Source organism: Jejuibacter sp. L23 (assembly GCF_050815825.1).
Lineage (GTDB): Bacteria > Pseudomonadota > Gammaproteobacteria > Enterobacterales > Enterobacteriaceae > Jejubacter > Jejubacter calystegiae.
On sequence record NZ_CP138199.1, the window covers coordinates 3,120,419 to 3,134,557 of the forward strand.

At 49.5% G+C, this 14,139-nt stretch carries 30 protein-coding genes and 1 pseudogene; 6 read left to right on the forward strand and 25 right to left on the reverse strand.

Translation table 11 applies throughout. The annotated features are described in order from the left end of the window. Positions 1-47 precede the first annotated feature (47 nt). From lysC to SCU88_RS14660, 24 genes and pseudogenes are all read right to left on the reverse strand, one after another. A complete protein-coding gene (lysC, locus tag SCU88_RS14545; RefSeq protein WP_431810015.1) occupies positions 48-284 on the reverse strand; it encodes an Rz1-like lysis system protein LysC in 237 nt (78 codons plus the stop codon). Continuing rightward, entirely contained in the window at positions 196-633 is a 438-nt protein-coding gene (locus tag SCU88_RS14550; protein WP_175341799.1) for an Rz lytic protein, read from the reverse strand. The genes lysC and SCU88_RS14550 overlap by 89 nt, the downstream gene beginning before the upstream one ends. Beyond that, positions 621-1,265, reverse strand: a complete 645-nt coding sequence (locus tag SCU88_RS14555; protein WP_175341800.1) for a glycoside hydrolase family 19 protein — start codon at positions 1,263-1,265, stop codon at positions 621-623. Before SCU88_RS14555 ends, SCU88_RS14550 begins: the two co-directional genes overlap by 13 nt. Next, complete coding sequence (locus SCU88_RS14560) at positions 1,252-1,602, reverse strand: phage holin, lambda family (protein ID WP_175341801.1); 351 nt, start codon at positions 1,600-1,602, stop codon at positions 1,252-1,254. Before SCU88_RS14560 ends, SCU88_RS14555 begins: the two co-directional genes overlap by 14 nt. A 769-nt stretch (positions 1,603-2,371) precedes the next feature. After that, positions 2,372-2,725, reverse strand: a pseudogene (locus SCU88_RS14565) (antA/AntB antirepressor family protein); the annotation flags it as partial. Positions 2,726-2,992: 267 nt separating this feature from the next. Further along, positions 2,993-3,343: an antiterminator Q family protein gene (locus tag SCU88_RS14570; protein ID WP_175341802.1), complete on the reverse strand. Its 351-nt coding sequence runs from the start codon at positions 3,341-3,343 to the stop codon at positions 2,993-2,995. Next, positions 3,340-3,546: a protein ninH gene (locus SCU88_RS14575; RefSeq protein WP_175341803.1), complete on the reverse strand. Its 207-nt coding sequence runs from the start codon at positions 3,544-3,546 to the stop codon at positions 3,340-3,342. The genes SCU88_RS14570 and SCU88_RS14575 overlap by 4 nt, the downstream gene beginning before the upstream one ends. Then, on the reverse strand, positions 3,543-3,905 hold the full coding sequence (locus SCU88_RS14580; protein ID WP_175341804.1) for a RusA family crossover junction endodeoxyribonuclease: 363 nt from the start codon (positions 3,903-3,905) through the stop codon (positions 3,543-3,545). Before SCU88_RS14580 ends, SCU88_RS14575 begins: the two co-directional genes overlap by 4 nt. Continuing rightward, positions 3,902-4,195: a nuclease domain-containing protein gene (locus SCU88_RS14585; protein ID WP_175341805.1), complete on the reverse strand. Its 294-nt coding sequence runs from the start codon at positions 4,193-4,195 to the stop codon at positions 3,902-3,904. The genes SCU88_RS14580 and SCU88_RS14585 overlap by 4 nt, the downstream gene beginning before the upstream one ends. 110 nt (positions 4,196-4,305) lie before the next feature. Further along, positions 4,306-4,485, reverse strand: a complete 180-nt coding sequence (locus SCU88_RS14590; protein WP_175341806.1) for a protein NinF — start codon at positions 4,483-4,485, stop codon at positions 4,306-4,308. Further along, entirely contained in the window at positions 4,479-4,661 is a 183-nt protein-coding gene (locus tag SCU88_RS14595; protein ID WP_175341807.1) for a NinE family protein, read from the reverse strand. The genes SCU88_RS14590 and SCU88_RS14595 overlap by 7 nt, the downstream gene beginning before the upstream one ends. Then, a complete protein-coding gene (locus SCU88_RS14600) occupies positions 4,658-5,185 on the reverse strand; it encodes a phage N-6-adenine-methyltransferase (protein ID WP_175341808.1) in 528 nt (175 codons plus the stop codon). The genes SCU88_RS14595 and SCU88_RS14600 overlap by 4 nt, the downstream gene beginning before the upstream one ends. Further along, positions 5,182-5,616, reverse strand: a complete 435-nt coding sequence (locus tag SCU88_RS14605; RefSeq protein ID WP_175341809.1) for a recombination protein NinB — start codon at positions 5,614-5,616, stop codon at positions 5,182-5,184. Before SCU88_RS14605 ends, SCU88_RS14600 begins: the two co-directional genes overlap by 4 nt. 1 nt (position 5,617) lies before the next feature. Continuing rightward, complete coding sequence (locus tag SCU88_RS14610; protein WP_175341810.1) at positions 5,618-5,824, reverse strand: hypothetical protein; 207 nt, start codon at positions 5,822-5,824, stop codon at positions 5,618-5,620. 4 nt (positions 5,825-5,828) lie between these two features. After that, the gene (locus SCU88_RS14615) at positions 5,829-6,347 is read right to left on the reverse strand and encodes a hypothetical protein (protein ID WP_175341811.1); all 519 of its coding nucleotides are present in this window, start codon (positions 6,345-6,347) and stop codon (positions 5,829-5,831) included. A gap of 87 nt (positions 6,348-6,434) precedes the next feature. Next, positions 6,435-6,770: a DUF7301 family protein gene (locus SCU88_RS14620; protein ID WP_175341812.1), complete on the reverse strand. Its 336-nt coding sequence runs from the start codon at positions 6,768-6,770 to the stop codon at positions 6,435-6,437. Positions 6,771-6,808: 38 nt separating this feature from the next. Next, positions 6,809-7,105, reverse strand: coding sequence for a hypothetical protein (locus SCU88_RS14625; protein ID WP_175341813.1), 297 nt, complete (start codon positions 7,103-7,105; stop codon positions 6,809-6,811). Then, the gene (locus SCU88_RS14630; protein WP_175341814.1) at positions 7,102-7,410 is read right to left on the reverse strand and encodes a hypothetical protein; all 309 of its coding nucleotides are present in this window, start codon (positions 7,408-7,410) and stop codon (positions 7,102-7,104) included. The genes SCU88_RS14625 and SCU88_RS14630 overlap by 4 nt, the downstream gene beginning before the upstream one ends. After that, a complete protein-coding gene (locus SCU88_RS14635; RefSeq protein WP_175341815.1) occupies positions 7,407-7,625 on the reverse strand; it encodes a hypothetical protein in 219 nt (72 codons plus the stop codon). Before SCU88_RS14635 ends, SCU88_RS14630 begins: the two co-directional genes overlap by 4 nt. Beyond that, positions 7,622-8,470, reverse strand: coding sequence for an ATP-binding protein (locus SCU88_RS14640; RefSeq protein WP_175341816.1), 849 nt, complete (start codon positions 8,468-8,470; stop codon positions 7,622-7,624). Before SCU88_RS14640 ends, SCU88_RS14635 begins: the two co-directional genes overlap by 4 nt. A 2-nt stretch (positions 8,471-8,472) precedes the next feature. Further along, complete coding sequence (locus SCU88_RS14645; protein ID WP_175341817.1) at positions 8,473-9,345, reverse strand: hypothetical protein; 873 nt, start codon at positions 9,343-9,345, stop codon at positions 8,473-8,475. Next, positions 9,345-10,145 carry a GIY-YIG nuclease family protein gene (locus SCU88_RS14650; RefSeq protein WP_431810016.1) on the reverse strand — a complete coding sequence of 267 codons (801 nt, stop codon included), beginning with the start codon at positions 10,143-10,145 and terminating at the stop codon, positions 9,345-9,347. Before SCU88_RS14650 ends, SCU88_RS14645 begins: the two co-directional genes overlap by 1 nt. Further along, on the reverse strand, positions 10,103-10,402 hold the full coding sequence (locus SCU88_RS14655) for a CII family transcriptional regulator (protein ID WP_175341818.1): 300 nt from the start codon (positions 10,400-10,402) through the stop codon (positions 10,103-10,105). Before SCU88_RS14655 ends, SCU88_RS14650 begins: the two co-directional genes overlap by 43 nt. Positions 10,403-10,516: 114 nt before the next feature. After that, the gene (locus SCU88_RS14660) at positions 10,517-10,744 is read right to left on the reverse strand and encodes a helix-turn-helix domain-containing protein (protein ID WP_175341819.1); all 228 of its coding nucleotides are present in this window, start codon (positions 10,742-10,744) and stop codon (positions 10,517-10,519) included. A gap of 79 nt (positions 10,745-10,823) precedes the next feature. Between SCU88_RS14660 and SCU88_RS14665 the strand changes: the two genes are divergently transcribed. From SCU88_RS14665 to SCU88_RS14690, 6 genes are all read left to right on the forward strand, one after another. After that, on the forward strand, positions 10,824-11,522 hold the full coding sequence (locus SCU88_RS14665) for a S24 family peptidase (RefSeq protein ID WP_175341820.1): 699 nt from the start codon (positions 10,824-10,826) through the stop codon (positions 11,520-11,522). 28 nt (positions 11,523-11,550) lie between these two features. Next, positions 11,551-11,649 (forward strand): YoaK family small membrane protein, encoded by a 99-nt coding sequence (locus SCU88_RS14670; protein WP_175341821.1) that lies wholly within the window; start codon positions 11,551-11,553, stop codon positions 11,647-11,649. 156 nt (positions 11,650-11,805) lie between these two features. Continuing rightward, entirely contained in the window at positions 11,806-12,183 is a 378-nt protein-coding gene (locus SCU88_RS14675; protein ID WP_175341822.1) for a hypothetical protein, read from the forward strand. A 163-nt stretch (positions 12,184-12,346) separates the two neighbouring features. After that, positions 12,347-12,637 (forward strand): hypothetical protein, encoded by a 291-nt coding sequence (locus SCU88_RS14680; RefSeq protein WP_175341823.1) that lies wholly within the window; start codon positions 12,347-12,349, stop codon positions 12,635-12,637. Between the two features lie 720 nt (positions 12,638-13,357). Further along, positions 13,358-13,633, forward strand: a complete 276-nt coding sequence (locus SCU88_RS14685) for a hypothetical protein (RefSeq protein ID WP_431810017.1) — start codon at positions 13,358-13,360, stop codon at positions 13,631-13,633. A 12-nt stretch (positions 13,634-13,645) separates the two neighbouring features. Continuing rightward, the gene (locus SCU88_RS14690; RefSeq protein ID WP_175341825.1) at positions 13,646-13,852 is read left to right on the forward strand and encodes a hypothetical protein; all 207 of its coding nucleotides are present in this window, start codon (positions 13,646-13,648) and stop codon (positions 13,850-13,852) included. On the opposite strand, the gene SCU88_RS14695 is transcribed toward SCU88_RS14690, so the two are convergent. Then, on the reverse strand, positions 13,849-14,052 hold the full coding sequence (locus SCU88_RS14695; RefSeq protein WP_175341826.1) for a hypothetical protein: 204 nt from the start codon (positions 14,050-14,052) through the stop codon (positions 13,849-13,851). The genes SCU88_RS14690 and SCU88_RS14695 overlap by 4 nt on opposite strands. Positions 14,053-14,139 lie beyond the last annotated feature (87 nt).

Consider the following 14,139-nt stretch of genomic DNA (forward strand, 5'->3'; position numbering starts at 1 on the left):
GGCTTGTTATTTGAGGCACTGAGTGCTGATGTAGTCTTGCAACCCTTCTATTTGCTGGGTTGCTCGATTTTCCTAATTGCTGCACGGTCGATATTGCACTGACCCAACAACCCGAGCAATTCAGCATTAAGAGCAACGCTATCCCCGTATGTCATCCCGTCACTGATTTGCGGCGGGATGATCGGGCTTGTCAGTTCAGCGGGTATTGGAAGCTTTGCCACTTTCACCTGCTGATACTCCACTTGCGGACTCAGCTGCCTTGCGCAGCCGGTTAACAGCGTCATGGTTAACAGGAGCCACAGAGCATTTGTCTGTAGAGAGATAGCGCCTGATTTCATCCTGTAGTTTCCTGTTCTGCTGTGTGGCCTCTGAGCGCTGCTCGGTAACATCCTTCATCACCTCGTTCTGCTGCTTCACTGCGTTGGTTAACTCGGTAACACTGGATGCCAGGTCGTCATTCTTTGCGCGCAGACTGTTTATCTGTTCGTCTTTGCTGTTAGTGAGTTTCTCAAGCCGTTCGTTAGTCGCGGTGAGTTGACTGTTTCGTGCATTCAGCCCCCACAGAGCAACGCAGAACAGCCCGATGATGAATATGTGTGAGTAGTTACGGATAAAACTGATTACGTTGAACATAGAATCCCCTTAGCCTTTGAGAGGCGGGATTTCCTGTCTGCCAGTCCATTAGTTCCGCCGTTAATGATTCTGGTGATGCGGTCAACATCATCAGAGTCGGCTAGTTTGTTAAGTCCGTGATTGCTCCACCATGCCGCCGCAGATTCAGCGGCGAGCGGATAACTGGTAAGCCGGTCAGGGTCAGCGACAATATCGACACCCAGTTGATTAACCAGAGCCGCGTAGTTAGCTCTCCCGGTCACCTGAATCAGGCCTCTCCCGCGATAGCGATACCCGTCACCAGACGCCTTATCGCCGTTACCGTTCCGGTTGGCGTAGATAATGTTGGCAATCTCCTGCTGACGGACTTTTGGCACCACCTTTTCCCCAGGCTGACGGCCCAACCTGTCCGCGTCGGCTTTGCTGATTCGTCGGCTAAACAGAGAGCACAGAGCACCGGTAGAGTAATTCAGGTTTTCCTGTATGCGGGAGAATCCGCCAGACTCATGCCCGATCTGCGCGATAAAGTGGGCCTGTCGTAGCGGTGTGTTAATACCGAATTTGTTCATTGCGGCCACGATGTGCGGATACCACACGTCACGCAGATAATCGCCGATACCGGCTGCCTGTTGAAATTGATTAGCCGTTAGCATCGGTACCACCTAAGCGTTTATCTATCTGATTGCGGAGTTTCGTGCCTATAAAATCGACTCCGAGATATCCGATAACAATTGCAACCACCCAGGCAAAGTCGTTGTTGAACGAAAATCCGATGATTGACGCCAGCGCCTGGCAAGTTGGTTTAAGAAAGAAGGCGAACATGCCACACATGCAGCCGTCTACGATTCTCCGGGGCCATGAGTCTCGCCCTACATACGTCGAACGGAGAATCGCCATTACAGCGGCTAACACGGCATACCCGGATTCGTTTTTGTGGGTGTACAGCCATGCAAGAAGGCTGGCCCAGAACCCAGGGTCATTTGAAGGCATGAGGATTGTCTTCTGTTGTGTGTGTAGGAAGGCCGTCAGACACAGGGGGAAAGGTTTATCTAAAGGGTTATGTCTGCGGCCAAATACGAAAAAGGCCCGCACGAAGCGAGCCTGAATAATTGGTGCATCACCACAGAGAAGAGCACTGACAGGCGGCACCGCCCTTGCTAATCGCCAGCGTCTGACTGGACACTTCAATGCTCTTTTCTGTGATGCTGAAATAAAAAAGCCACCGGAGAATCAGTGGCTTGAAATTTAATCTGGCGGGACAGGTCGCTATCCCATCCCATTATCACGCGCTAGCGGAACCAGTAGCGAAATCGCGAACGCAATAACGCTTATACATAATATTACTGTACGGACATCCGGACAGTCAACCACTTACACTTAAACTATTCAGGCGCTGACCATAAATTTTATCCACCGTTAATCTTCCGGCCGCTTCATTCTGTTTTAGTTCTTCAAGTCGGGACTCCATCATTCCCAGAACAGGTTCAATATCACCACGCCTGCGCAAAACGATACGAATAACTTCTTTCTCGAAATCATAATTAGCAGAATGAACGGCGGCTGTGATTTTTAATATGCGGCGGAGTTCCTCAGCCATTACAGGTAAATCATCAACGGTGAATGATTGTGGTGACGGTCGTCCAGCTGCTGCCCTGAGCGAATACCAGATGCCCTGCGTCCAGGCTTCTTTGAAGTGCATGTTATGAGCCGCGCACCAGACAAGGTTCTTTAATTTCGCCATGTGGTCAGAGGATATAACCTCAGACTGAGGTTTTGGCTGCCTCGCTTTCATCAGCTGTTTCTCGCACTCAATGAAGTAGCGGCGGATCTGGCGACCCTTTTCATTGCGCTCAACCATCGCCAGTTCTTTTGCGGTGTCGAGAGTAAGATGGTAATCCCTTGCTGGCCTGCCTCTCCCTATTTTTTCCCGAATTTGGGAAATAATAATAAAGTCCTGATTTTTAACGAATCCATACTCAGCTATGCGTTCTGTTATCCACGATGCGAAGCGTTTTCCGACACCAAGGAATTCATGCAGATCACGAGCATTGACGAGCAAAGCGGATTCGTTGGAAATGGTGCCGTTGAATACGGGGATGAGTTGGTTTGTCATGATATAGCTCCTGTTAGCTTAATCAGAAGCCACCACGCAAGTGAGATTTTGGCGGTGGCCCGAATGGGGATCTCACTACCGGCCTAACAGGTACCGGCCCAACCGAAGTTGGCCCCACCCGAGCCACCATAATTCAGGTATGCGCAGGTTGCGACAATAAAAAAGACGCTGGCGCGTCTGGTGTCGCCTGTTAGATATCCGGGGTGAGATTCCCGACAACCGATTTTGCGGCTGCACAGGGAATATAGCCCCGAATATCATTCAGCGTCAAGCGGCCTCCAGTAACGTTCTCAGGCATCCGGCAATATATGCCTCTGCCCTGCCAAGATACGCGGTCACATAGTCCGGCCTGCGGTTCATATGCCGGGCGATGGCCCGGCAGGATATGTGCTGCTGATAGTGAAGAAAAATGATGTTATATCCGTCGATGTCGTACCTTTTCAGGCTGGAGACTGCGGCATCGACAATAAGACCCTCGTCATCGCTCAATGACGGGCCATCCTTTCGGCCTGACGCCTGAGACATGTAAGACATTCCCTTGTATTCCGTCCCAAGACGACAGAAGCTCCAGTTTCCCCATCCTTCAAGTAAATCTTTTACGTGCCTCGTGACTGTCATACCGCCTCCGATTCATGTCGATGCTTACCACGCTTGCCGAATACCGCCATCAGTTTTCCATTCACCACGGCGTGACTTTGGGCTTCTCTGTCTCGCGCATATTTTCTGACGGTTGCCCGGTCACACCCTAATCTCTCTGCTACTGCCTTCATGCTCCCGCGTGTAGAGATGAGTAATTCGGGTATGGTTGTGAATTGCCTCATGCCGCCTCCAGTTCAGTGATTTTTATTCCAACCCTGCCACCAGGCACTTTTTCGCCACGAATTACGCGAATGTCATCAAATTGCTCGTCATCCTCCGCAAACCCGGCGTGGATGAGAGAATCCAGGAGGCTTTTTAAAATGTTGTCGATATCTCGGCGTCTGTTATCTGGAGCGTTTGCGATGATTTTTATTCGGAGGCGGGAGTTGGTGTATATGTCAAGGTCTTGGTCAAAAATTATTTGCTGCACTATTTTTCTGTATTCTTGCCCTTTTTTGCTGATGAAATATTGCGGTCCTTTCCGTCTCCAGTAGTTATTAACAGACGGCGGGTACGGTAGAGCAAACTGGTATTCACTCATGCCTTTATCAGCCCCTCCTTAATCCAGATGGCCTGCGTCCTAAGCACACCCTCAGCATGCATCAGCCTCAATTCATCATGAGTGAACGGCGTCTTTATCCGGCCATCTACAGCATCGTGACAGCAGTTACACCCGATAGCGCCCTGAGTGTCGTCCGGCTTGCATCCAACACCACAGGTTCCAGACATCCGGTAGTGAGTCAGTACAGATGTTTCAGGATTTCCGTTGCAAACGCCGGGTATTCGAATCTGACACTCCCTACCCCTGGCTGCTTTGCGAAGATTTGCCATTCTCCACCCTCCGGGAACATAATGCACAGAACCTTACGAGCTTGGGCCCCATAAACCAATAGGAACATTTTTGGCACCTTCCATAATACCAACCGATTGGATAATCTCTTTTAGACCGAATCATCGTCATCCCCCTCGTACATCATCGAGTTAGGGTCGGCGTACAGAAAAATCGCGCAACTGTCGCACACATAGCACTCATCAGGTGCCAGCGGTATGCCGCATTCAGTGCAGCGATGAGTTATTTTGCGCTCGCTCTGCTGCTGTTCCGTTTGGTCACTGGTTAGCATCTATGCCTCCTGGTTCTCATCCTGTCCCATTTCGCACGCAGCAGGCCGTAGACGTAATCGAACGTCTGGACTTCGCTGGCGGTTGGAATTGGTTTGGGTTTATTGCGGGAGAGTTTGGTGGGTCGGAATATCGTGTTGTCTATGGCTATCTGGGTTGGGCTTCGCCGCCGCTTCATGCCGCCCTCCTGATTTTCTGCCCCATCAACATTAGCGCCACTTTAGATACGGTAGTTATCACTCGACGCGGACTGATGAACGGTCGCCATATCAGAAGCATGGAGCCTTTGCTATTCCCTTTTTTCTCCATCCCTGTAGACGATTCGATAAAATTAATCCTTCCATCAGTAATGACTCGAACTTCATCAACAGTTTCCAGGGCTTTACTGAACCAGCCAACAGACATATCCTCGGGAACCAGCATCACTACCGGCTGATGCTGCCTTACACACTGCTCAGCAGCTTTCTCCACCCACGGCCTGATATTGGAATATGGCGGGTTATTCCAGATTGCGCCGTAACTTAACCATTCAGAGTTAAGCGCGTCGTCGGCCTCAGTTAGCCAGTGCGCGCATAGCGCATTTTTGTCACTGGCTGCCGAGTCGAGCCAAAATCCAAACTCAATATCCAGTGCGTCGAACAACCACAGCGGCGTTTGCCAGCAATCTTTATCATGAGGTGGCGTATTTGATTTGATGGTCATGACGCCTTTCTCCCAGTTCGTTTAGCCCACTCCAGCGCCTCCTGTGCGTCGTTACTCCACGACACGCCATGCTCAGCACCGAATGCGTTGATCAGCTCCAGCAGGTCGCTGAACTCACCTACGCGCATCTTTGACGTTGACTGGCCGAGAACAACAAACCCACCGTAAATACCTGGCGCCGAGCGCTGCCCCTTTAGCGCCGCCGTGAATATCGCCTTCCAGTCATCCGGTGATAATTTCTGCCCGTACCACTCAACCTGTTCAGCCACATCGCGCAAAGTTGCCCAAAGCCTGCGATTCTGCTGGCTGCTGCGGGTGCGCTCTTTGATTTCGACGACGTAGGGCTTTTCGGTGTTGAGGGGGAGTTGCTGAATGGTGCGAATGGCGTTTTGCTGTACTAGCGGACTTCTGACTTCAAACGAGAATCTCATGTTATTTCTCCCTTAAGCCGGTTCCTTCCCATAGCTGCTTCTCAATAACTTGCAGCATGGTTAAAGCGTTATGTGATGCGTTTTTAGAATGCTCGGTTCCGTCATCGACGATTGCCAACAACTGCTGTTTCATGTTGACGGCGTTAACCAGGGCGTCGCATATCAGACGATACTGACGGCGGGATAGTGTGATTGTTCGTTGCGCCATATCGCTAACTCCTTACCTTGAGTCCAGCTGTGCGAAGAGTCTCTTCGATTTCCCAACCGGCATATACTGGGTAACGTTCAGAACCATCACAGCAGCGGTCTTTTTCGCTACGGGATATCGCTACATCATCCCAATAATCATCGGGTGCATGTCCAGCCTGAATCCAGATTAAGTGGGCGTGAGGCTCAGGCAGAACTATCTCTATAGCCTCCCTGCTCGCCTTCCATGCCAGCCAACACATAGCTACTATTTTATGGTTTGGATATTCTACTGGCTCCCAGCCTGTGCATTCCTCAAACCACTCCTCAAAAGCTCCGCGAATCTTTTCCACTTCTCCTCCTGATATAACTGTTGATATGCCACGCGCCAACTCTTCTATTTCATCGTGACTCGGCGATAGCGTCATTGCGTGAGGGAAATTAGCGATTAGCTCCAGAGGGAATGTCGCTATCCTCGTAAGTTGGCTGCTTCCATCCGCAATGGCAGTCCTGAAGCTCTCCGCTACCACCCTCCAGGTATTCACCACATTCCGGGCAGTAAAGCAGCGGCATGCCGTATGTCTCCAGCAGGTGACGCACGCGTCGAACACGATCTAAGGTTATGATTGCCATCACTTAGCCTCCACCTTGATGCCTACGGCGGTAAGTGTTTGTTCGACTTGTTCCTGATAACCCTGACCGCCAGCACTAACAGATTCATGGTGACGGTGTTGCACAGCATCTTTTCCACTTTCCCCTCCATTAACCGTGTCAATAATCTGGCTAATCCTGTATTTCATACCCCGAGTGATAATCTCATGCAGAACACGATCTCTGCGGTATTTTCTGTCTTTCGGGCGATGCTTGAATTTCTCGCGCATTGGCAGTGAAGATGACCTGTAATATTTTTTAAATCTTGCGCGGCTTTCAGCAACGTCTGCCTCAAATAGTTCTCTGTGTGTTGACATATTCCCCTCCATTAAAAAGGCTCGCTTTTGCGAGCCTGTTATTCGTCTTCACATTCATCAAACAATTTCCAGCGCCCGACACCTTCCCATTTGCCGTATCTGTTACCCAGTGAGTCAAAGCTCCGGCCAAATGGTTCGTAATAGCAGAGGAACGCATGAAGCAGAGTCTTTGCCGATGTTTTGAGGCGGCATTTTTTGCTGACAGCCATAGAAAACCGGGTCATGCTAATAGCCTCGACTGCGGGCCAGATGAACCACACCCACACCAGAAGGATTGCAATAGCTGCCAGAATGATATTGGCTATTGCTCCGCTGAATATCAGATATGTGGTCATACAGCACTCCTTGCTGCCGCCAGACAGCGGTTAAACATCATGGTTAGTTCGTTGGCGCATCCGAATTTCATCGGATTATTCAGAACTGTTCCGGTAGCCATCCCGCGCTTAATCGCCACGGATCGGCTCTCGAAATAGATAAACCGCCCGCCTGTTCTTGTGCGCCAGAGATATCCGCGCTCTGCCAGTTTGCACAGTGTCGAGGTCAACGACGGCTTACTGATACTGGTATGCCTCTGCAATTCAGCAAGGCCGCTGCCGGGATTCTCGGTGATGAATTTGATGATTGTTTCGTAGTTGTTCACGAGCGATCCTCCAGAACGCCATTCAGTACGCCTATGGTGTACAGTAGCCAGACAAACGATATACCCAGGGGTTTGATGCGCTCGTAGTGCTTGAGCAGAATCGGGCGGCTCAGCTTGTCTTTGTTGACGCCGGGATTTTCGGCAAAAGCCTTCTTTGCCTCGTTCAGAGCTTCCCTTGCGCAGCAACGCAGGGCATTTCTCATTTCCGGTGTCATGCCCTGTTCCCCCTGTAGCTGTCCCAGGTGAATGCCAGCGTGCATCCGCCTCCGTCGTTCATGCGGTCTATCACCCGTTCACCGATGAATGCGGATAGTTCCTCTTTGCTCTGGTTGCTAATCAGAATCGTGGGGCGCATGCGTTCGTACCGGGTGTTGATGATTTCGAACATGATTAGCTTCTCAGCTTCGCTACCGAACTGTACACCGACTTCATCGATAATCAGCAGGTCTGGGCGGGTGAACTGGCGTATAACATCGTCTTCGGAGCGAGTCGCGCTTTTCGACCATGTCGCCTTGTACTCACGGGCAATTTTCAGGGCAGTAGTGAATGCCGCCGTGCTCTGGTGCTTCTCGATGACGTGTTGTGCAATAGCCAGCGCCAGGTGATTCTTGCCAGTGCCAGGCTTGCCGCACATAACAAGTCCGCCGCCGCGCTTGAGGCGATCAGGCCACTTTGAGGCGTATGCCTGACATACCCTGAGTGCCTTTTTCGCGTCATCACAACCAGGAACGTAGTTATCCAGAGTGCAATCAGCGAATCGCTCAGGAACGCGCAAATCCAACTTCAGGCGCTCGATAGTTCGGCGTCGTGCTTCAGCGTCAATCTGCTCCCGCTCTCTGTGTAGTTCGTCCAGTTGCTCTCTCAGGCAGCCAGGGCATTCCGTATGGTTTGGAGGAATCTTGATCATCCCGGTAATCGTCCTAACTCGCTGCTCGTACTCACCGTGCGACTCACAGTGAGCAGCTACGATTTCAACTGTGCTGTGCGGGATATCCGCAGGCGGCTTGCTCAGTTCGGAGAGTTTTCTCTCCACGTTGGAAATTTTCTCGTTGATGTCCATGGTCACTCCGTCGCCCAGGATGGCATTTCAGTCTGGCCGTAGTCTTTAGTGGCAAAGCTCTCGTTAACGGCCCGCTTTGCAGGGGCTCGGTATGCGTTTTTATTCTGGTAGTTCAGCTTGGCGCTGGCAGTGTTGAACCAGCTTTTAGGTTTCTCGCGGGTGAACTCCATGTCCAGTCGGGTAAGCTCAGCAACGAGATCGATATTTGAAAACAGAGCTTTCCAGGAGTCGAAGTCCTTTTGGTTTAGTCTCACCACATTCCCTTCGAAGGCATATCGGCTAGCCATCTGATGAATTGTTGCCCCTGACTCATCGGTACAAGTCGCGTCAGCGGCTTGGGTGTTAACAGAGGGAATCAGGTTAAGGGAATCAGGAATCAGGTTAAGGGAATCAGCAGGATTTAAATTGTTCTCTACTGGTTCTTGCACTGTACTTGCATGGTGCTTTTCTGGTGTCTCATTGTTTTCAATGACTTGAGGTGATTTTGCATCCTTCTTATCTTCCTCTTTATCGTCCTTGCACTGTTCTTGTCCGGTGCTGTCATTGTTCTCTACTGGTTCTGGTATCTCACTTGCAGCTTCTTTGCAGTGAGGATTCTGGTGCTTCTTCCAGTTTGAGATCTGGATAAATCCATCTCCATTAACCTGGTAACGGTTGATGAATTTACGCTGATATAACTGCTGAAGGAGTTCATCGCAGTCAACGTTGTCGAACGGTAGGACAAGCGCTTTAACCTTTTTTGGGCGATCATCCAATCGCCCTTCTTTGTCAGCAATAGTCCACAACCCGGCAAAAAGAAGGCGGGCATATGGAGAACACTCGGCTAATTCATCATTAGTGAAAAAGCCAGGTTTTATGTTTCTTGAGCGAGCCATTAAAATCCTCCCGGCAGTCTTGGGCCATAAATGCCCGTTTGCATTGCTTTTTCGTGAAGCTCTTCAAGGTAGGCAAGGTTGCTCTGGTGAGATTCGGTCAGGATTCCTCTTGGGCCGCCGTCTTCGATAATTATCGAAATGCCATCCCTGGAGATTTCATCAAGACGCTCACATCCGAGCTCAAAAATGAGCCTTAGTGCGTTTGTCTTGCACCCAACAGATGTTACGCAGAGCTCCTCAAACCATTCGTGAAGGTTCATTTGTATTGGTTTTGCTGCGCAGATAATGGAGTAGTTATCTGCAACTTCTTCCAGTGTTGACTTGGATTCGCAAAGGCAAAATGAGCGACATATCTCATCGACAACATCCAATGAGCAGCGAAAAAACTCTCTCCCGCTATTAATCCGGTAATCGTTCAGCGCTGCATGTATGCGGGCCTCGTCGCCGCGAGGGTCATCAGAAAAGTAAGATGCCTCTACGAGAAATTTATCCGGAACGCCGGTTGCAGAAGATATCTCTTTGGCTCTCATTTCTGGCGAGGTGGTTGTCATGCCAACTTTCAACAGCCCAGGCATGCATGGGTTGGACAATATGTACACCCAACCTTTTGTATTGATGCTTTCTTTAACTGGCCCGCTAATATCTATTGGCATGGAGTATTTTGATTCCAGCCTTCTTACTTCTTCCTTTATAAATTCATACCCGCATTCTTTTACAAGATCGTCATTTAAGGGCATAATTACCTCTGTGAGTTGCTTTAAAAATCCATCGATATCTGGTCTAAATCCTCGGTCTTGCACACCGGGGATTTTTTCTTTCCGATAGCCTGATAGGCATCCTGAATAGCCCGTCCCAATGGACTGACCTCTACCGCCATCCTGGCGATGCAGAATACCGTTGCGATATCCCGCCAGTTCATCCGGCTGACCTTCGATTCATGCCACCCGGCAAGGTCGGCAAACTTCCGCCCGGTGAGCTGCGAGAGCATGATTAGCAGGTCGGTTTCAGCGCGATCTACTTCACGCGCAGTTGGTTTGCTGTAGCTTGCGTTTTCCATTTCGTAATATTTTCCGTGTTGAATATGTGGTTATGTGACGCATACGGGTGTATGCGTTTAGGTTTGCCACCCGTCTTCGGTTTGGCGGAGCTGGTTGTTAAAGAGCGATATTGCTTAGGCGGATAAGAGTTTCTTGCGACTCACATCCAGTAGGTCTTCTGCCAAATATTTACCTCGGGAGATTCCCTCAATGGTTTTGGCGTACTCTGTCTTTCCGAAGAACTCAGTCTTTGGTAAGAAGCCATTTTTTAGCCATTTATAAACGGCTCGCTCGCTTACTCCGCAGGCTTTGGCAACTTCGGAAATCCCGACCCCTTTAATTGGCTCTTCGATACTGAGCATAGGGATAACTCCTTTTCGTACTTTCAGTACGCATTATGATGGAACTGAAAGTTTTTGCAAGTGGTTTACTATCGAACCTATGGTACAAAATGAAAAAATGCGTCAAGAATTCGCCCAGCGGCTAGCGCAGGCCTGTAAGGATGCTGGATACGATGAACACGGAAGAGGAATGGCTATAGCCAGGGCTCTTGGCTTGTCCTCAAAAGGCGTTAGTAAGTGGTTTAATGCCGAATCCCTCCCCAGACAGGAAAAGATGAATGCCTTAGCAAGGCTGCTTAAGGTTGATGTCGTGTGGTTGCAGCATGGACATATCCAATCGACTAAAGAAAATCCTGTCGAATATGCAGGAAAGATTAGATCCGGCATCGTCCCTGTTCGTGGCGACGCCAGCCTGGGGGTTGATGGCGCTATAGACATGACTGAGCGCAATGAAGGCTGGTTGAGGGCCTACAGCCGTGATCCGAATGCATATGCCATTCACACGTCCGGAGATAGCATGTGGCCGCGCATTAAGTCTGGTGACTATGTGCTTATCGAGCCTGCCGCTACCGTGCTACCTGGCGATGAGGTCTTCGTCAGAACTAAAGACGATCACAACATGATTAAGGTTCTCGGGTATGACAGAGACGGGGAATATCAGTTCGTGAGCATTAACCAGGACCACCGGCCGGTAACGTACCGTCACGCTGATATCAAGAAGATAGAGTTCGTAGCTGGAATCTTCAAGAAGACTCTGTTCATGGACGATGATGAAGCTCGCGAGTATCTGAGGGCCTGATGAGACGTTTGGTTAACACGGAGTGCGCATGAGGATAGGTATAGTTTTCCCGGTGATAGTGTTCATTGTTGCTGTGGCGTTTATGGCGTGGTTTGTAGTAGGTGGGTACGCGGTGCAAGGGGAATGATGAGACGTTTGAGTGATGGGGTATTTGATGCCATTAATCACTGATCATTTGTCAGGTTTCTATCGTAGCCACGTTTGATGTAAACTCTATCGTGTTGCTGCGTGTGACTTTTCTGCATCAACATAAAATTGAGGGTCGCCTCCTTAAGGGCTAGAAATGAGCAAAAAAGAGCCAAAGTTAATATCGTTTGATGAATTCGCAGAATACCTTAATGGGCTAAAAGGTGAGCATATTTGCCCAATGTGCGAAGAAGAGAAATGGACGCTATACACCCCGAAAGAGTTGGAAGATCAGAGTAATAACAGAAGGATGCAACCAACCATCCCATTCGCCACCTATTCATCAAAAGATGGTAAGGAGAAGGGTAATCTTCTTGGCGGTTCTGTTTTGGACGTACTCATAATGGAGTGTCAAAACTGTGGGTATATGAATTTTTTCTCCTATGCAAAAGTTTTGAAAAACATAAGTAATAGTGAAGAAAAAGAATCAGATTCCAGCAGACAAGGAGAAGATGATGAATCACCGGGAAACTGATTCATTTTCGCCAGCGACAGATGTCCTCAGACAAAATCATCAGATTAACCTAAAAAGGCATCACTCCAATTCGTCGTTTTCACCATCAACGAGAGGATTTATCCTTCAACTGGATAATGCACCTCACAACGGTTATGATAACTCCATTCCCGGGAGAGACGACATGAGTGGAAAAACCATAACAAGACTGGAGTTCTGGGTTGGCATCTGTGCATCAATTGTCACAATCATTGGTGCAGGTATCGTTGCAACATGGACGATATCAAACTCAATAAACGATAGAGTCAATGACTCAAGGCGGGAGCTGGCCGGGAACATCCAAAACAGCAAGGTTGAAATAACAACCAGAATTGATAGATTGGAAGACAAGATAGACTCAAACTACAAAGAAACATCATCCAGCCTAATGAAAATACAGGCTATCTTAGAATCCAAGCAGCAGAACAAACAATAACCCGGCCACCGCGCCGGGTTTTCTTTTGCCCTACCCGATAACCATGGTTAACCAATGGTTGAAATAATGTTTGGTGAATGTAGTATTTACCTGCGGCGGGTCCAGTAGTCCAGGACTGCTGCCGGTGGATGCACCAAGCCCGCCACCTCAATCTGATGTTTTTTTATTATCCGCCCGGTCCACGCCGGGTTTTTTTTGCCATTTATCCCCGATCCCCACATAGGCACCCCCCCCACCCGCCACCATAACCAACTGATATTAAACATCAATACACATTAAACCTTCGATTTGACCGCCACCCGGGCACCACTCCGATCCCCTCCCTACCCGGGCAACACCACACCACCCAAGACAGGCGTTTACAAAAATAAATTCCCTTATAAAACATAAATTAAACTACAAGTACGATCATTGGATTAAAATTTCGTACTAATGGTTCTTGCATATATCGAACTATTGGTTCAATATACATCCCATCAGCAGGACGCTGGTAGCCAAACGGAACAGATTGGCATTGCTCTTTAACAAGATGATTCCTTCCCGAAGACGGGAGGGCCAAAGCGAAAGTGCTTTGGGGTGTGGTGAAGGGTTCATGGACGGGAATATGTCGCACGTAAAGCGGCGAGGCCCGAGGGACTATTGCCGAATTGAAGTAGGCCGAATCGGGTCGAAATGGGTCTCCCACCGACCACACCACCAAAGCACTTACCGGAGGTAACTATGAATTCCAGACAGCGATACAGAGCCAAGCGCATGGCGTCATTCAATCGTGAGGCGTCTGAACGCAAAGATTATGCACGCAAAATCAACCGCGCCTTTACCCGCCTCTCCACTGGCTGTAGCGAGAGAACGGTTAAAGCCATGTCGCTACCATCTCTGCGTGAGAAACGCGAGCAGGAAGCCGCTGAGGCAGGTTCCTGCATGCTGCCAGAGGTAGCCATCTATCGCGCAGGACACCGGACAGTACGTAAAGACGCAACGCATATAATTAAGTGAAGGAGATAACCAATGAGAGAACTTAAAACAATCGCTGTTTCTGGAGATGCGAGGTCCATCAAGAGCCGAAGCCGAACCATTATGGCAGCAGATGCTGCATTGGCAGCTACCGAGCAAGTTTTTCAAAGCGAGATCGATGCTAAAGATATTGTTAACCTGGTAAAGCTGCAAAGAGCGGCGCTAGAGTCCGCTCTTGCATCACTGAAATTCGCAGACTAGGAAAGAACCCCCATGGCGGGCGGGGACTCCTGCCTGTGCTTCTTCTCAGCCACTTCCCTGCATAGCGGCAACAAATCTGAGATACGACGAATCATTGCTTCAGGAGTGGTGATGCTCGGGTCTTTTGCTGCAAGGGAAAGTGCCAAATCATAGGCTACGGACTCAGTAGTCCTTCCGCCAGTAAAGACGTTAGCTGACATAAAAAATCCTTATTTTGACTGTGGAAACATCAGTCTATCCCTTTCCTTTGGCTGTGGAAAGCAAGGAACCACCGAGCCTGAAGTGGT

What these genes read in the sequence shown, in the direction of transcription:
- lysC (WP_431810015.1), bottom strand. Translation starts at nt 284, where the DNA reads ATGACGCTGTTAACCGGCTGCGCAAGGCAGCTGAGTCCGCAAGTGGAG.
- SCU88_RS14550 (WP_175341799.1), bottom strand. Translation starts at nt 633, where the DNA reads ATGTTCAACGTAATCAGTTTTATCCGTAACTACTCACACATATTCATC.
- SCU88_RS14555 (WP_175341800.1), bottom strand. Translation starts at nt 1,265, where the DNA reads ATGCTAACGGCTAATCAATTTCAACAGGCAGCCGGTATCGGCGATTAT.
- SCU88_RS14560 (WP_175341801.1), bottom strand. Translation starts at nt 1,602, where the DNA reads ATGCCTTCAAATGACCCTGGGTTCTGGGCCAGCCTTCTTGCATGGCTG.
- SCU88_RS14570 (WP_175341802.1), bottom strand. Translation starts at nt 3,343, where the DNA reads ATGACAGTCACGAGGCACGTAAAAGATTTACTTGAAGGATGGGGAAAC.
- SCU88_RS14575 (WP_175341803.1), bottom strand. Translation starts at nt 3,546, where the DNA reads ATGAGGCAATTCACAACCATACCCGAATTACTCATCTCTACACGCGGG.
- SCU88_RS14580 (WP_175341804.1), bottom strand. Translation starts at nt 3,905, where the DNA reads ATGAGTGAATACCAGTTTGCTCTACCGTACCCGCCGTCTGTTAATAAC.
- SCU88_RS14585 (WP_175341805.1), bottom strand. Translation starts at nt 4,195, where the DNA reads ATGGCAAATCTTCGCAAAGCAGCCAGGGGTAGGGAGTGTCAGATTCGA.
- SCU88_RS14590 (WP_175341806.1), bottom strand. Translation starts at nt 4,485, where the DNA reads ATGCTAACCAGTGACCAAACGGAACAGCAGCAGAGCGAGCGCAAAATA.
- SCU88_RS14595 (WP_175341807.1), bottom strand. Translation starts at nt 4,661, where the DNA reads ATGAAGCGGCGGCGAAGCCCAACCCAGATAGCCATAGACAACACGATA.
- SCU88_RS14600 (WP_175341808.1), bottom strand. Translation starts at nt 5,185, where the DNA reads ATGACCATCAAATCAAATACGCCACCTCATGATAAAGATTGCTGGCAA.
- SCU88_RS14605 (WP_175341809.1), bottom strand. Translation starts at nt 5,616, where the DNA reads ATGAGATTCTCGTTTGAAGTCAGAAGTCCGCTAGTACAGCAAAACGCC.
- SCU88_RS14610 (WP_175341810.1), bottom strand. Translation starts at nt 5,824, where the DNA reads ATGGCGCAACGAACAATCACACTATCCCGCCGTCAGTATCGTCTGATA.
- SCU88_RS14620 (WP_175341812.1), bottom strand. Translation starts at nt 6,770, where the DNA reads ATGTCAACACACAGAGAACTATTTGAGGCAGACGTTGCTGAAAGCCGC.
- SCU88_RS14625 (WP_175341813.1), bottom strand. Translation starts at nt 7,105, where the DNA reads ATGACCACATATCTGATATTCAGCGGAGCAATAGCCAATATCATTCTG.
- SCU88_RS14635 (WP_175341815.1), bottom strand. Translation starts at nt 7,625, where the DNA reads ATGACACCGGAAATGAGAAATGCCCTGCGTTGCTGCGCAAGGGAAGCT.
- SCU88_RS14640 (WP_175341816.1), bottom strand. Translation starts at nt 8,470, where the DNA reads ATGGACATCAACGAGAAAATTTCCAACGTGGAGAGAAAACTCTCCGAA.
- SCU88_RS14645 (WP_175341817.1), bottom strand. Translation starts at nt 9,345, where the DNA reads ATGGCTCGCTCAAGAAACATAAAACCTGGCTTTTTCACTAATGATGAA.
- SCU88_RS14655 (WP_175341818.1), bottom strand. Translation starts at nt 10,402, where the DNA reads ATGGAAAACGCAAGCTACAGCAAACCAACTGCGCGTGAAGTAGATCGC.
- SCU88_RS14660 (WP_175341819.1), bottom strand. Translation starts at nt 10,744, where the DNA reads ATGCTCAGTATCGAAGAGCCAATTAAAGGGGTCGGGATTTCCGAAGTT.
- SCU88_RS14665 (WP_175341820.1), top strand. Translation starts at nt 10,824, where the DNA reads ATGGTACAAAATGAAAAAATGCGTCAAGAATTCGCCCAGCGGCTAGCG.
- SCU88_RS14670 (WP_175341821.1), top strand. Translation starts at nt 11,551, where the DNA reads ATGAGGATAGGTATAGTTTTCCCGGTGATAGTGTTCATTGTTGCTGTG.
- SCU88_RS14675 (WP_175341822.1), top strand. Translation starts at nt 11,806, where the DNA reads ATGAGCAAAAAAGAGCCAAAGTTAATATCGTTTGATGAATTCGCAGAA.
- SCU88_RS14680 (WP_175341823.1), top strand. Translation starts at nt 12,347, where the DNA reads ATGAGTGGAAAAACCATAACAAGACTGGAGTTCTGGGTTGGCATCTGT.
- SCU88_RS14685 (WP_431810017.1), top strand. Translation starts at nt 13,358, where the DNA reads ATGAATTCCAGACAGCGATACAGAGCCAAGCGCATGGCGTCATTCAAT.
- SCU88_RS14690 (WP_175341825.1), top strand. Translation starts at nt 13,646, where the DNA reads ATGAGAGAACTTAAAACAATCGCTGTTTCTGGAGATGCGAGGTCCATC.
- SCU88_RS14695 (WP_175341826.1), bottom strand. Translation starts at nt 14,052, where the DNA reads ATGTCAGCTAACGTCTTTACTGGCGGAAGGACTACTGAGTCCGTAGCC.